Annotated in this window: 14 protein-coding genes and 1 pseudogene; 9 read left to right on the top strand and 6 right to left on the bottom strand. The window is 48.1% G+C overall.

Translation table 11 applies throughout. The annotated features are described in order from the left end of the window. The 3 genes from ACINK7_RS23095 to ACINK7_RS23085 all read right to left on the bottom strand — a co-directional run bounded on the left by ACINK7_RS23095 (position 1) and on the right by ACINK7_RS23085 (position 830). The gene (locus ACINK7_RS23095) at positions 1-300 is read right to left on the bottom strand and encodes a DUF6794 domain-containing protein (RefSeq protein ID WP_404361569.1); all 300 of its coding nucleotides are present in this window, start codon (positions 298-300) and stop codon (positions 1-3) included. Positions 301-388: 88 nt separating this feature from the next. Beyond that, the gene (locus ACINK7_RS23090) at positions 389-553 is read right to left on the bottom strand and encodes a hypothetical protein (RefSeq protein ID WP_404361568.1); all 165 of its coding nucleotides are present in this window, start codon (positions 551-553) and stop codon (positions 389-391) included. After that, complete coding sequence (locus ACINK7_RS23085; protein WP_404361567.1) at positions 540-830, bottom strand: hypothetical protein; 291 nt, start codon at positions 828-830, stop codon at positions 540-542. The genes ACINK7_RS23090 and ACINK7_RS23085 overlap by 14 nt, the downstream gene beginning before the upstream one ends. Positions 831-1,158: 328 nt before the next feature. On the opposite strand from ACINK7_RS23085, the gene ACINK7_RS23080 reads away from it, so the two are divergent. From ACINK7_RS23080 to ACINK7_RS23060, 5 genes are all read left to right on the top strand, one after another. Beyond that, complete coding sequence (locus tag ACINK7_RS23080) at positions 1,159-2,139, top strand: tyrosine-type recombinase/integrase (protein WP_404361566.1); 981 nt, start codon at positions 1,159-1,161, stop codon at positions 2,137-2,139. A gap of 8 nt (positions 2,140-2,147) precedes the next feature. Next, complete coding sequence (locus ACINK7_RS23075) at positions 2,148-2,348, top strand: WGR domain-containing protein (protein WP_404361565.1); 201 nt, start codon at positions 2,148-2,150, stop codon at positions 2,346-2,348. A 428-nt stretch (positions 2,349-2,776) separates the two neighbouring features. Then, positions 2,777-4,015, top strand: coding sequence for a DNA cytosine methyltransferase (locus ACINK7_RS23070; RefSeq protein WP_404361564.1), 1,239 nt, complete (start codon positions 2,777-2,779; stop codon positions 4,013-4,015). Then, positions 4,015-4,920, top strand: coding sequence for a NotI family restriction endonuclease (locus tag ACINK7_RS23065; RefSeq protein WP_404361563.1), 906 nt, complete (start codon positions 4,015-4,017; stop codon positions 4,918-4,920). The genes ACINK7_RS23070 and ACINK7_RS23065 overlap by 1 nt, the downstream gene beginning before the upstream one ends. Positions 4,921-5,352: 432 nt before the next feature. Beyond that, entirely contained in the window at positions 5,353-5,589 is a 237-nt protein-coding gene (locus tag ACINK7_RS23060; RefSeq protein ID WP_404361562.1) for a hypothetical protein, read from the top strand. 185 nt (positions 5,590-5,774) lie between these two features. Here ACINK7_RS23060 and ACINK7_RS23055 read toward each other — a convergent pair whose 3' ends face one another. Next, on the bottom strand, positions 5,775-7,262 hold the full coding sequence (locus ACINK7_RS23055) for a pentapeptide repeat-containing protein (RefSeq protein ID WP_404361561.1): 1,488 nt from the start codon (positions 7,260-7,262) through the stop codon (positions 5,775-5,777). A gap of 324 nt (positions 7,263-7,586) precedes the next feature. Between ACINK7_RS23055 and ACINK7_RS23050 the strand changes: the two genes are divergently transcribed. Continuing rightward, positions 7,587-8,144 (top strand): recombinase family protein, encoded by a 558-nt coding sequence (locus ACINK7_RS23050; protein WP_014133132.1) that lies wholly within the window; start codon positions 7,587-7,589, stop codon positions 8,142-8,144. A gap of 584 nt (positions 8,145-8,728) precedes the next feature. Beyond that, entirely contained in the window at positions 8,729-11,485 is a 2,757-nt protein-coding gene (locus ACINK7_RS23045; protein ID WP_404361560.1) for an ATP-dependent RecD-like DNA helicase, read from the top strand. 193 nt (positions 11,486-11,678) lie between these two features. Here ACINK7_RS23045 and ACINK7_RS23040 read toward each other — a convergent pair whose 3' ends face one another. Both ACINK7_RS23040 and lexA read right to left on the bottom strand, forming a co-directional pair. Then, complete coding sequence (locus ACINK7_RS23040; protein WP_404361559.1) at positions 11,679-11,822, bottom strand: hypothetical protein; 144 nt, start codon at positions 11,820-11,822, stop codon at positions 11,679-11,681. 29 nt (positions 11,823-11,851) lie between these two features. Beyond that, positions 11,852-12,477: pseudogene (lexA, locus tag ACINK7_RS23035) on the bottom strand (transcriptional repressor LexA). A gap of 125 nt (positions 12,478-12,602) precedes the next feature. Between lexA and ACINK7_RS23030 the strand changes: the two are divergent. Next, a complete protein-coding gene (locus ACINK7_RS23030) occupies positions 12,603-13,028 on the top strand; it encodes a LexA family protein (protein WP_404361557.1) in 426 nt (141 codons plus the stop codon). After that, positions 13,028-14,317, top strand: a complete 1,290-nt coding sequence (locus ACINK7_RS23025; protein ID WP_404361556.1) for a Y-family DNA polymerase — start codon at positions 13,028-13,030, stop codon at positions 14,315-14,317. The genes ACINK7_RS23030 and ACINK7_RS23025 overlap by 1 nt, the downstream gene beginning before the upstream one ends. The last annotated feature ends 350 nt before the right edge of the window (positions 14,318-14,667 follow it).

Below are 14,667 nucleotides of genomic sequence, written 5' to 3'. Positions count from 1 at the left end.
TTACGGTTCCCATGTTTGTAACGTTCGCCATAATGCGCTAATTATCACCCAGGAAGCATCATCAGAGTGAGACGTGCCGCACGACGCCTGCAATTTGTTCCCAGGCTCATGCAATCTAAACGCATTCCGGATCGCCAAGCCAAGGCCGAAGTGCAAATCGAATAGTTTGTCCTTCGGCATCACCGCAATCTCGAACTTTTCTTCGACGCTCAATAACCCCAGAAGCATTTCAACAGCTTCCGCCACCGTTTCAGGGGGGGTAAGTATGTGCCCAAACAAGCTTGTCCAAATTTTAGTCAAAATTCTAAACCCCTTGAGGCTAAAGGTATGCAAAGCGAATATGACGAGTTAATGACAAGGTTATCCACAGATTTTGTGGATAACTGGATCAACGTATCAACGCGGCGAAAAATGTTGAAACAAAAGAGCCGATGAAGACCAGAATGATAATCGCCGGTATCGAGGCAATCGCCCATTTGACCATGAAAAACACCATCGACATGAAAGGCATCTGGATGTCGGTGACTATCACTTCGCGCTTATCGTCGTTCATTTTTACCCTCGTTGTTTACGTTGTTTAGGTAGAGCAGGCCATAGCGCATCATGCTTTTGGCGCCGGCCGGCGTCATTTCGATTTCCAAACGCTTCAATGCCTCACTGATCACATCGGCATAACCGGTTTTATCGTTACCGGTTTCACTCATCTGTTCGATTAGCCGTTGCAGTCGTCGATTGTCTTCGGCAGGTAGCCAACAAGAAATTCTCGATGCTCCGGTCTGGGTTCTGGATTCATAAAATCGTTTTTGTCGCTCTCGATTTGAAGTAGCCATGTGTATAACGCCCAAAATGATCCGTTAGCACTAACACAATCCTGTTAGAGCTAACGCTTATTCAATCCCAAACCCATAATAGCGAAAGAGTCAGTTTTTGTCATTTTGAATGAGTATAGGTGTTAATACTTGGGGGATTACGTACAAAAGTTACTAAAACATTCGCTTCGGTAAATTTAGGGTTGCCGGGACTTGGTTTTGTGTGTTTTTGCGGTTCCTAATAGGCGATTTTTTGCATGAAACCTAAATATTTACGTTTTGGCATTTTAAGTTCCATAAACTAAAATAGCCATTTTAGTAAATCGCAAATCGCCGCCGGGCCCAAAAAATGGCCAAAAAATTCCTAACAGGTTTCGAAACGCGGCATGGAGGAGAGATGGAAGATCAAAATGAAAAAACGTTCGGACAAATCCGAAAAGAGTTTTTGACCTATCTGAAATACACCAAGGGCCACTCCGATGCGACTTGCTACAACTACAACTCGGATTTAGGCGTCTGGCAACGATGGTTGGAAGGCGAGGGCTTGGATTGGCGGCGGTGCAAATCCTCAGCGGCGGAAAATTTCGTGCAGCACTTGGCCAAGAATAAAGTCGGCCCCCATGCGATCGCTCGAAAGATTTCCTGTCTGGCCACGTTTTACAAATGGGCCAAGCGCAACGACCTGGTGGAAGATGACCCCATCTACCAAATCGAGAAACCGAAACGGCCAAAACGTATGCCGGTCTGGCTGGAGCCGGAAGAACAAGACATTTTCAATCGCTCGACGCGCAATTATGACGATATTCCGGAAACGATATTTGGCCGCAGTCGGGCCTCGGCGATTAAAGTGCGACAGCGCTACGAATTGTTGTTCGAGCTGATCCAGAAGTCCGGCCTGCGCATCAGCGAAGCGTTGAGCCTGCAAGTGCACCAGATCCGCGTCGTCGATGGCGTGGCCAAATCATTACGGGTGATAGGGAAGGGCAACAAGGAACGGCAAGTACCGTTGCCGGAAAGTTTCGGCCGGGTGCTGGCGTTGTCGATCGTCGGTAAAACGCCGGATGAATACCTGTTCGCCAAAAAACCGGGGCAAAAGCCGGCCAGTGCGCATGCAGCCAGGGCTTATTTAAAGAAAATGATCGACAAGGCCGGCATCCAAAAGAAAGTCACGCCGCACAAGCTCCGGCACACCTACGCCACGCGTCTCTTGGAAAAGGACGTGCAGCTGGTGGACATTCAGGCGTTATTGGGCCATGAGAGTATTGCCACGACGCAGATATACACGCATGCGGGGCAGGAGCGGTTGAGTAAGTTGGTGGCGGATATTTGAGGTGAGCCATGAACCGCATCTACCTGGAACGCCACGATCCCGATCAAAACATGCACCGGTTCTATCAGATGTTTGTTTCACCCGGCTTAGACGGCGATTGGTCGTTGGTCCGGGAATGGGGCAGAGTGGGATCGCCCGGAACAGTGCGGAAAATTGGTTCGACAGCGAACCGGAAGCATTGGAAGCCGCAGGGAAAGTTTCGATGCTAAGAAGAAAAAGGGTTACCGGGTTCTCATCGAGAATCTAATAGTTTGACCATAAGGATGAGTGCGAAATGGGCAATAGCGAATAAATTTATGTGATAGTGGTTGCATAAGTCATGTGATTCCCGGCTCGAAGGTTCGCAAACGACCCTAAGCTGCCAGCTACATTAGATCTTGATGTTTCCTCGGACACATCTATAATGGATACACAAATGTGTTACCAATGTATGTCCAATGCCGAAATCATCCAACTACCGAATTAGGGTCGAACCGGACCTCCATCAGGAATTCTTGGTTGCTTGCAAGGCCGAGAATAGGCCTGCCGCGCAGATCATTAGAGAGTTCATGAGAGATTACGTAAACCAACATAGGAGTGCCCAACAGGCAGATCTTTTTGTTCCTGAAAAACGTCAACATTATAAAAGTGAAGCGAAATGAGCAAACGGCAGATAATCTCAATGACTGGCAATCAGAACCTCACAATGGTTGATTTATTTGCCGGGGCGGGCGGTCTTTCAGAGGGATTGCGGGAAGCTGGCTTTAAAGCTCTTTATGCTAATGAAATTCAGTCTAGGTATGCTGAAACTTTTGCTCTCAACCACCCCGACGTTCTTGTAGACCAGAGGGACATACGAAAGGTTGATGCCAGGAAGATCAGAAGCAAGCTTGGAGTCAAAAAAGGCGAGCTAGACCTTCTTGCGGGCGGGCCTCCATGCCAGGGCTTTTCTATTAATGCGCCAGTGCGTTCTAAGAAAGATGAAAGAAACCATCTGTTCAAAGAATTTCTGCGGTTTGTTGATGAGTTTTACCCAAGTGCCGTATTGATTGAAAATGTTCCGGGGTTGGTGTCTTTTGAAGAAGGTGGCACTCTAGATGCAATTCTGACCGCACTCCAAAAGCATGGATATACTGCCGATGTGAGAATACTTTATGCTCCCCATTATGGAGTCCCTCAAACGCGATGGCGAACTATCATTATTGGATTAAGGGATGGAGGCAACATTCAAGAAGCATTTCCTGAACCTATTTGCCATGCCCCGCTCAGGGTGAATTTCACTTCAAGGTTCGCTGGCCGCAATATTGTATCTCTTCCACAATCAGTTGAACTGCCTTCTTTTGTGTCTGTAAAGGATGCCATTGATGACTTGCCAGTACTAATTAATGGTGAGCTTGGCCGAGACCTAAAACTATATAGAGTATCTCCTCAAAACGAATTTCAGAGAATCATGCGCGCTGGGTCGGAGGGTGTTGCTAACCACCAAGCGGCCCGCTTGAGCAAGATCAACTTAGAGCGCTTGGCCCATATACCTGCGGGAGGGAATTGGACAGATATTCCGTTTGATTTATTGCCGAAAGGGATGCAAAGAGCTCGTCGCTCGGATCATACAAAGCGTTATGGGAGAGTTGACCCAGAGGGACTCGCTTCGACAATCCTTACTAAATGTGACCCTCATTGGGGGGCATATTTCCACTACAACCAAGATCGTGCATTCACCGTTCGAGAAGCTGCACGTATCCAAACATTTCCAGATACATTCTGGTTTTCGGGATCGCGTGTTGAGCAGTACGAGCAAGTGGGTAATGCGGTGCCGCCATTGCTAGCGGCAGCAATAGGCAGGAGTGTCTCGAATATGCTTGGTCGAGACACCAAAGAACTGACGAGAGTAATCTAATGGCGGGTATTATATGGGAGTTCTTTGGTTTCCGTACTGATGACATATCTGATGCAGCGAAAAATGCAGCCGTAACCAAGGAATGCCCAATAATCGACGAAGAGTGCGAGAAAAGTTTCAACGACGGAGTTACTTCTGGGGTATGCTCACTAAAGCCAATGACATCGGAACCTGTTATTTGCTGCCCAATCCGAATGTATGCTGATAATTATCGGATATTACGGGATGTTTCAGATAAGGCGTTTGGCGAAGGACTTAAACTTGTGCCCGGGCGCGAGGCGTTGGAATTTACCACTTCAAATAATGAAGTTTGTGTCGCTGTCTTTGGCAGGCGATGGGGTGGAGAGCTTCGTTTACCCCAGAAGTCTGGTCGAGGCGGCTACTTTGTGGATTGGGTGCTTGCAAAACTGGATGTTTCTGGAGAATTGGAAGAGTTCGTAGCTGTTGAAGTCCAAACAATAGACACAACAGGAACTTACCGAAACGGATATGAAGCATTGATAAATGATCGAAGCACGGTCAAAACTACGGCAGGGTTAAATTGGGAAAATGTATCAAAGCGAATACTCCCCCAATTGATATACAAGGGACAGGTTCTTCAGCGCGAAAGCTTGTGCAAAAAAGGGCTTTTCTTTGTATGCCCGCATCCTGTCTATGAAAGGATTATGAATAGGTTGGGTGGACAGGACGGACTAATCCGATATTCACTTCAGCCTGCATCAATTACATTCCTTGTGTATGGCCATAATGGTAGCGAACCGAAGATAGATGGGCAGCTTGTTCCGCTAAAACAAACAGTTTCGCACTCGACGACGGTGTATAAGTTACAGGAAGCATTTAATAACGTTACTCTACCAGAAGAAAACGTCTATAAGACTGCAATCCTTAAAGCTTTAGGAAAATAATAATCAGCCTTATTCGGAATTGGCAGTTGTTTTCGAAAGAGTTCCCGAGGAAGAAATAGCGCATAACGAATTAAGAAAGCATGACGACAGGGAGAGGGAACGCTGTTTCTTTATTTATACAGACAAAAACAATGTCACTAACAACAACGTTAATCTCCTTGTCTTTTAAGGCTTGAAAATAGCATTGAAGCATTAACTGGGAGTAATTTTGGCTCTTCCGGATTTCCCGTGGTAGTTCGACAAATTAGCGACAAAGCAAATTCGTAATGATAAATTTACATTTCTTATCAATTGCTTAAATAATGTTTTCTTTTCTTGTTCGGTATCGATACGCTATTACCACGGCAAATCCGGAAGAGCCGTAATTTTCAGGTTTCCCAAGCACGCACACCAATTATATCCATTTCTTCTTTTCTTTCATTTTTTACACTTATGTCAATTAAAAACGTAACTATCGGATCGGTTCAAGAGTCTATTTCAGCCGCATTAAGCGAGCTAACAAAATCAAAAGTTAAAGTAAACATCAAGTCAATGGATATTTCAGGAGAACTAACCGGAGAAATGTTTGAAGAACAAACGGTAAATCTATCCATGAGCATGGTACTTAATAATATCGAAGAAAGAGAGTCAGAAAACCCGTTTTTTCGTAGTAAAAAGCCTAACGAATAAGACTGACCGTAAGGATTCGTGCGAAGATGAGTAATAACGGATAGACTCATGTGTTTACGGCTCGAAGGTACGCAAACGACCCTTTATTTTCGGTCACGTTTCTCCAAACCGGACAGTCAGCTAAATTCAGATTCTGCAAACTGTATGGCCAGAAAGCAGCCGTTGGTGACCTCACAATAGGCCAATTAATGTCGCTTTATACGCGATCGGAAAGCGAGGGCAACCATTGCTAACTGGATAGGTCCTAGTAAGCGAAGGACAATATCAAACCAAGATTGTGTAGTGGAAACGTTTGCGAACTTCGGGTCTGGTGTCAATAGCAAGACTTTTATTGATCGAATCGCTTGTTCTGAAAATTGTTGCATCTGAGGTAAAGTACCCGATTGTAATTCAAGGTAGAACGAAGCGGAAAAATGCAATAAATAGAGCCAAACAAGCATTCTAATTGCTGTGGCCACACTTGTACCATAGTTACTAACACTTTTGTACAGCGCATTCACACTGAAGAAATGGCGCATAAAGCCAGGAAGTTGAGCTTGAGCAGCTTCCATTTCTGCAACGTAAAAATCCGATGCGGCATTAAAGTTCCTGTTCTCCTCAAGAGCGACTCTTGCATTTCTGCATGTCTCCTCGAGAATCGGTAGGGACAAATGCCGATATGGACCATCTGTCGATAACTGTATGGAAACTTCGTCATAGAGTCCATTTCGCTTGAAGTTTGGTTGCCACCATTTAACGCCGAGAAATCTGACGCCTCGAAGATTCGTTCCACTAAAATATACTTTGGACAAATTGACCTCAGAAAACAAGGTTTGATCTGGCTTCATGAAAACAACCCCCTTGAGTTCCCCTACACCCTCAAATACCCTATAGATTTGAGTATCGGGGTCGGCTTTAGCAAATCTACGATGAAATGCCATAAGGCGCCTGTGAATATTTTTGGCGGCATTTACCGTCATATTTTTAAAGCATTGTGCGAATCGGGATATCGAGTTCCTAGTTTGCACTAATAGATGACGAATCATTTGACCAACCGACGGCTTCGATCCTACAGATATAAACCCAACCGTATTCACTGATATTAAAGATGAGGCTCTAAGGCTTACGGTTCGCCATCCTGAAAAGATCGTTGCATCGTGAAAGACTACTTCATTGAAATTGACTGATGCAAGAAAGTTTGCCCTTAGAATCGTTCGACCCAAGAAGTCAGCCCGGTAAAACGAAGCAGACTTTTTACATTGGACGTAAAGAACGTCAACAGAACTTTCAAATCGGCAGCGGTCAAATTTAACGATATCTTCAAAAATGGTACTCCTCAGTGCAAAGGCACCTTTAAAGATGGCATCCGAGAAGTCGACTGACTCTTTAAAAACAACATCTTTCAGGTCAAATGAAGCCAGCCGACACTCGCGCGCATTTACCTTAAAGGTAATTTTCTTCGGTAATTTAATTCCATGTGGAAATATAAAACCACGCCAATCACCATCATGCGTCTCTAAAACAGCTTGGAAATCAGTAGCGAAGCGTGGATTATCAAGAATCTCATCGGTTATCTTGCGATCATAGCCGAAGTGTAGAGAACAGTATTGCGAGTCTTCATTTACTGATCGAGCACATGCCTTGCCATCAGTTGTACGAAAATTACATGCCTGCAATGAGTCACCCTGAGCCAATATTTTGCGAAATGAAATAAAAGATTAAATTATATGCTCAAACTGTATTGACGTCGTCTTATCGAGCCAATCCAAGGCATTCAAAATCTGGCTGGGTTCCTATCGAACTTAGTGGCGATTTTTCGAATGGAATGCCCAATAGTTTCGAAGTTGGAACAAGTGGCTGTATTTTTCCAATACTGCGCCCCCCTCATACCTCAAAACTCTCAATAGACCTTGATCTAATGATAGAGTCACAACCCCGCTTAAAAGCCTATCAATAGACCTTTATTTGCATTATGATAGACACTCTATCACAGCACTATAAACTCTATTGAGAGAAATATGATTATCGGTTACGCCAGAACGTCGACGACTGAACAAATTGCCGGGCTTGAAGCGCAACTTCGAGAACTCGAAGCGGCTCAGTGCAAAAAAATCTTCCAGGAACAGGTTTCCTCGGTTTCCGTCCGGGCGCAGTTAGAAGCGGCCTTGGAATTTACCCGGGAAGGCGATGTCTTGGTCGTGACAAAGCTCGACCGGTTAGCTCGATCGGTGGCGGATCTCATGGCCATTATTCAGACGCTGGAACAAAAGCAGGCCGGCCTGCGCATTCTTAACCTGGGCATGGATACGCAAACGCCCACCGGCAAGCTGATGCTGACCGTCTTGGGTGGCGTCGCTCAATTCGAGCGGGAAATCATGTTGGAGAGGCAGCGGGAAGGCGTCGCCAAGGCAAAAGCCGCAGGCAAGTATAAAGGCCGAAAGCCTTTGGCCACCGGACTGCGCCAGGAAGTCGTTGAACTCGCGGCCAATGGCGTAACAAAAACGCAGATTGCAAGACAGCTTAATATTGGAGAGGCGAGCGTTTATCGGATTTTGGCGGATAATAGAAAGGGCTAAATAGGTTGACCGTAAGGATTCGTGGGAAAATGGATACCAACAGGTAAACTCATGTGACGATGCTTCTATGTTTACTTTACGGGACGAGGGTACGCAACGGCCCATTGCGGACTATCACTCAAACTGATTTTATGGCGATTCGATAATTAACGGCTATTATTACCACCTGTCACTTGATATACAGAAACTTTTTAATTATTAGTTAGGCCAAAGAAAGAGAACCGAGGTGACATGAGAGTGGGTGGGACGGAAGCTTAATCGACCTTGTCTATCAACATTCAAGCCAAGTAGAAAAAAGCAGCCGTTCGGTGAGTTCAACTCTCATCGACAGTAAGAAAATTATCGTCAAGTCAACGCAAACAGAAACCAAGGAGAAGCGTATGAAATATTCAACTTTCAAACTCAATCTGAAGGCAAAGTGGGTTGTTGGGTTGTCCGTTCTTACTTCGCTAGGTATGTGCGGTGTATTCCTCACCCAGCCTCATGTCACTTTGGCTTAACTCTGAAGTCGAGCGGACCTACGTGAAAATGGATACCAGATGGATAACTATGGCTTTATTTATAAAAGCGGAATGTGACAGTTAATGACTACGGTCAGCAGGCAAATCCTGAGCGCTAACGAGGCCATCTGTCGTAATATCGAATCGCTCGCTGACCAACGGGCATTGCTCTCGCAGAACATCCTTTCACAGCTCCGTAATTTGGTCGAGGGAGTTGCGGTCCGTCTCCACACAGGATCACCTAATGCCGAATTCAACTACACCGCAGTAGAACCTGGACTCGCCTTCGTCAAGAGCAAGGCAAGTTTCAACTTCCTCGGCAAGTTCCACAAACTGATTCAGATAAGTGCATCCCACTATACCTTGGACGGGGATGCTTCCGAGCGTTTAATGCTCAAGTACTACGAGTACCTCCACCGCATCCGCAGCTTGCTTCGAGACAGCTGTGGGGTCTCGGTGTTGGTAAACCTAGAGGACTTCCCGGTCGACCTAGACCCGTCCCTGCGGGAGTACCACGAGAAGATAGCAGCAAGAATTGTGGCGGCCAGTTCATATCGACCGGACAGCAGTTCGCGCGATAGGTACTACATTCACAAATCGCGGCCATTCTTCGTCGGCGGGCGCATCTACTACGAAGTCACCTTCTACCGAGCTGCCAACAAGGTAAGCAAGTTCGACCGCATCATCGCCTTCACCGATATTGATATGACTGACAAGTACGCGGCCATGTTGACGCTCCGGAGAGACTCGATCGAAGTACTCGACCAAAGAATGCCGATCACCATCATCCGTGAGTGGGAGGTGTCGATCCGTCCATGCGAACTCAAAAACTTTGCGCTTCTCTTGGGCATCACCGTAGAAATACAGACCAACTCGAAGGAGTATCGTTACCTGATGAGCAGGCTGACGGCGGACTCGGGCAGTCTGCTCGAACTGGTTGATATGCCCGACGACAAGTACACGATGGTGAGGGCGGCAGGGACGGCTGATGTAGCCAAGCCGCTGATATTCCCCATACTGGATGAAGCGCGCCGCATTGTTAGGTTAGCCGCCCCAGGGCACAGTATCCTCCGATATCTTTTGCTGCGGATGCAAAATCAGATACTCAAGGCACAGTATGATAGGCAAGGCTGTAATTATCTCTCCGGGATGAAGCTTCAATACGCCTGCATCCCTTTCGATACCATGCCGTTCTGTACATCTTTACCAGGGCATAATCCCCGGTACTGGGACCTTGTCGAGAGCCTCGATACGACCGGGCGTAACCACGAACTTCTGGCTCGACGCGTAAAGAACAACGTGGAGCATCACGGGATCCTCTACACGCCCGTGGTCGACCTCGAGGAATTCGGAGATATCAACGGCTTGATCTCCACTTACAATAGAAAGCTCTACCGCAAGCATACGGAGCGTCGGCTCGTACACAACAAAGGACACGTATTCATCTGCGGGTATGAGAATGACACTGTCTCCATTGTTAAGAAGCTTCAGGACTATGCATCTTCCGGGATCGCCGGGTACACCCAAGCTGTCGAGCGCTGGCTCAATGAAACTCGTCGTTGCATTGACGACCCGGCGAAGGAGGATTCGCTCAAGCAGTTGTTCAGCCAATCACGCATTGCCCTGATTTACGGGGCAGCTGGCACTGGCAAATCAACGATGGTAGAACACATTGCACACTACTTCAACGACAAGCAGAAACTCTTTCTCGCGCATACCAACCCTGCGATCGACAACCTCAAGCGTAAAGTAACCGCTCAGAACTCTGACTTCCGGACGATCAGCAGCCAGATTGGCAGGAGAGCATCCAATCTAGTAGAGTACGACCTCCTCGTTATCGATGAGTGCAGCACCGTCAGTAACGCAGACTTGATCAAGGTGCTGGAGAAGACCTCCTTCAAACTACTCGTACTCGTCGGGGACGTCTACCAGATTGAGTCAATCCAGTTCGGCAACTGGTTCGGAATCATTCGCTCATTCATTCCGAGCACGTCGGTGTTCGAGCTAACAACGCCATACAGAACCACAAATAGCTCACTCTTGGAGTTCTGGAATAAGGTTCGAGACATTGAAGACGACATCGCCGAAGTCATGGCCCGCAATAGGTATTCGACCTTGCTCGACAAGACGTTGTTCGAAACCGAAGGTCAGGACGAGATCATCCTGTGTCTGAACTACGACGGCCTATATGGTATCAACAACATCAACCGATTCCTGCAGTGTAGCAACCCCGGAGCAGCAACTACTTGGCGTGTGTCTACGTACAAAATCGGCGACCCTGTCCTTTTTTATGAGACCGAGCGTTTCCGCCCTGTGATTTATAATAATCTTAAAGGGCGTATTGTGGGCATCGATTACAAACCTGGGCAGATCCAGTTCGATGTGGAGCTTGACCGACCGCTCACAGAGTTCGACGTCGCTGGTTTATATGGGCTCAAATGGATAGAGGGCTCGATTGTGCGCTTCTCAGTTTACGAAATTGACACCAGCGATGATGATGACGACTCCCTGAATACTACTGTGCCGTTTCAGGTGGCTTATGCCGTGTCGATACACAAAGCACAGGGTCTGGAATACAATACTGTTAAAATTGTAATAACCGATGCAAATGAAGAAGACATCACACACAGTATCTTTTACACAGCCATAACCAGGGCACGTAAGAAACTGCAAGTTTTCTGGACACCAGAGACACAGCAAGGTGTTCTAAAGCGCCTCAGTCGCTGCAGCAACTCTAAGGACGTCGCTCTTCTTGCTAAGCGTTGTAACCTTACGCCGGTCAGAGAATGGGTTACAGGGACAATCAATTCCAAACGAACGAATAAGCTATTGCGGATATAAACCGGCTACTCAGAAATCAATCTCGACGGTCTCAAATTGGCCAAAATCGCCTAATCATCATTCGCCGCCTCCGGCAACATAAATACCATCGGGCCATCTCTCAAAACATCCCCCCCCAAAACCCATGGCGTCTCCATCCTCCCAGCCTTGCCGGAAAAGGTCAAACCACCGCCGCATTCCCGTACTTATTCCATCACCATACAACCCCAACCAACATAATCGCCGATACCACCAACACCTTCATCCCCAAGGCGGTCGCGCAATCCGACCGGCAATCGCCCATAATCTCGGCCACCCGGTTTCTGACCTGATCCTGCATGTGAATTTTGCGTTGCATCGCGGCTCTCCACGTTTAAAGGTTTGTTGCTAATGCGCCCGGTAACTGCGCATTTGTCCGACCAAAATGCCCTGAATTTGAACTTGTTCGGGCGCATAAATTTGGGTTGTCATCGCTGAATTGGCCGGTATCACAGCACTTTGCCCGGCGATTGCTCGATATATTTCAATGTCGCTTCGTGATTATCGATCAACGCCACGACTATTTCTCCGTTGCGTGCGTAATCGCGCTGCTCGATCACCACCCAATCCCCGTCGAAAATGCCGGCCTCTTTCATCGAATCCCCTTTGACTTGCAAGACATAACACGGCTTGTCGCTTTTCAGCAGCTCCGGAACCGGCAGGTAATGCACATCGGCCAATGCTTCGATCGGTTTGCCGGCGGCGATTTTGCCGACATAGGGCAAGGCATGTTCGCACGCGGCATAATCCCGCTGCGCCTGGGCCGTCAAACGAATGCCGGTTTGTTTGCTGCTCGCGAACGGTTCGATCAGTCCGGCGTCGATCAAGGCGCTGATGTGCTTGTGTAACGATCCGCGCGAAGCCATGCCCAAGGATTCGCAAAGCTCGTCGAGCGTAGGCGGATAGGCAAAGCGTTCGTAGTTATCGCGCAAAAACTCGAAGATTTGTCGTTGTCGGCGGGTCAGTTCAGTCATTGTGTCAACATCATTTGCTTTTGGGATGTTTGGCAGTTTAGCAAAAAGCGCCTAAAATGAGAACAAAAAGAGAACATAATAAACGCCTTTCGACTTCGCCTCGCTCTCAACCCGCTATGCTCATTATGCCAACGAATTTTTATTCCGCTGCTTCAAACCCCAAAACTGTGACCTTGCCGCTGTTTTCCGGCAAAGTCTCGGCCGGTTTCCCCTCGCCGGCCGACGATTACATCGAGAAAACCCTGGACCTGAACGAGCTGCTGGTGCAAAAGCCCGCCGCGACGTTCTTCGTCCGCGCGCAAGGCGAATCGATGCTCGGCGCCGGCATCCATCCGAACGATATTCTGGTCGTCGATCGGTCGCTGGAACCGGTGCAGGGCAGGATCGTGATTTGCGCGCTGAATGGGGAATTGGTCGTCAAGCGCTTGAAGCGCCGGGCCGGCCAGTGGGTGCTAGGCTCGGAAAACCCGGCTTATAAAGATATCGTGCTTCGTGAAGAGATGGATACGGTGATTTGGGGCGTGGTGACCAACGTCATTCACCCGCTGTAATGTCCCCGCAACGGCTGATCGCCCTGGTCGATTGCAACAACTTCTATGTGAGTTGCGAACGCGTGTTCAGGCCTGACCTGATCGGCAAGCCGGTTGCCGTACTCAGCAACAATGACGGCTGCGTCGTCGCCCGCAGTGCCGAAGTCAAGAAATTGGGCATTAAAATGGGTGTGCCGCTGTTCCGGATTCAGCAACTGGTCAACCGGCACCAAATTAAACTTTTTTCATCAAACTACACGCTGTATGCCGATATGTCGGCGAGAGTCATGGCCACTTTGGAGGAATTCGCCCCAAATCTTGAGGTGTACTCGATCGATGAAGGCTTTCTGGATTTAACCGGCGTTTACGCTTGCGGCAAAGACCCAATTGCTTATGGCCAGCTGATCAGAAAAACGGTTGTTCGAGCCACCGGCATTCCGGTTTGCGTGGGGCTAGGACCGACCAAAACACTCGCTAAACTGGCGAACTTCGCCGCCAAAAAATGGCCGCAAACCGGCGGTGTTCTGGACCTGTCCGACCCGGTGCGCCGAGAAAAACTGATGCGCATTGTGCCGGTCGGCGAGGTGTGGGGCATAGGCCCGCGCACGGCGGCCAAGCTGAACCAGCTTGGCATTCATACCGTTTGGGATTTGGCGTCCCAATCCGGCAAGCGCATTCAAGCCCAGTTCAATGTTGTGGTGGCCAGAACCGTGATGGAATTAAATGGCACGCCTTGCCTGCAACTGGAAGAAATCGCCCCGGATAAACAGCAAATTGTCTGCTCCAGAAGTTTTAGCCGCCGCTTAACCGAATACGCCGAGCTGTCGCAAGCCATGGCCGAGTTCTGCAGCCGGGCCGCCGAGAAACTCCGGAATCAAGACTCGGTGACCGGTTGCATTACAATCTTTATCCGGACCAGCCCATTCAATCCGGATGAGCCGCAATATCAACGGGCGGCCAGTAGTAAGCTGAATGCGGCTACGCAAGACACGCGGTCTATCATTGCTACCGCTAACCGCATGCTCAAAGAGATATACAGGACAGGCTATAACTATCAGAAATGCGGCGTCCAGCTAAGTCATATCCAGCCGGAAGCCACGCCAGGGCAAATGGATGTATTCGACTTGATGGTTGACGGCCTATCTACTGAAAACAGTCACTTGATGAAAGCCATTGACCGGATCAACCGGCGCTTTCCGAGTGCCGTTTCGATCGCGGCAACTGGTTTTGATAAAAGCTGGAAGCCGAAGGCGGAGCGGATTTCGCAGCGTTATACGACCGATTGGGCGGAGTTGGTGAGGGTAAAATGAGGGTTGGAAAAAAGCTTAGCGTACGATTTTTTCCGAATTCTGCGACCATGCCAAAGTAGTTTAGCAAAAACCAAGATTGCCCGGCAGTTGAACATCGGGGGAGCTATCGTCTATCGAAGACTTGCAACCGCGAAAACACCATGAATTTTACGGCAGGAGAAATTTTATCAATATTCAATAAGATACCAGAAAACTGATTGGCAATTTTGAAACCGATATTTCAGCTGCAAGCCAGTAATACCAAGGGTACCATAGGTGTGTCGGGACAAAACGTTCTTTTGGTTAATTAACCCCTTTAGCATCCCTACTGGCAAAGCTAAACACCTCCCCGCCCGCCTCGCTGGCTTCGG

The organism is Methylotuvimicrobium sp. KM1 (genome assembly GCF_044788715.1).
Taxonomy (GTDB): domain Bacteria; phylum Pseudomonadota; class Gammaproteobacteria; order Methylococcales; family Methylomonadaceae; genus Methylotuvimicrobium.
The sequence above is the reverse complement of the archived record's forward strand: the minus strand, read 5'-3'. Positions and strand labels throughout refer to the sequence as shown.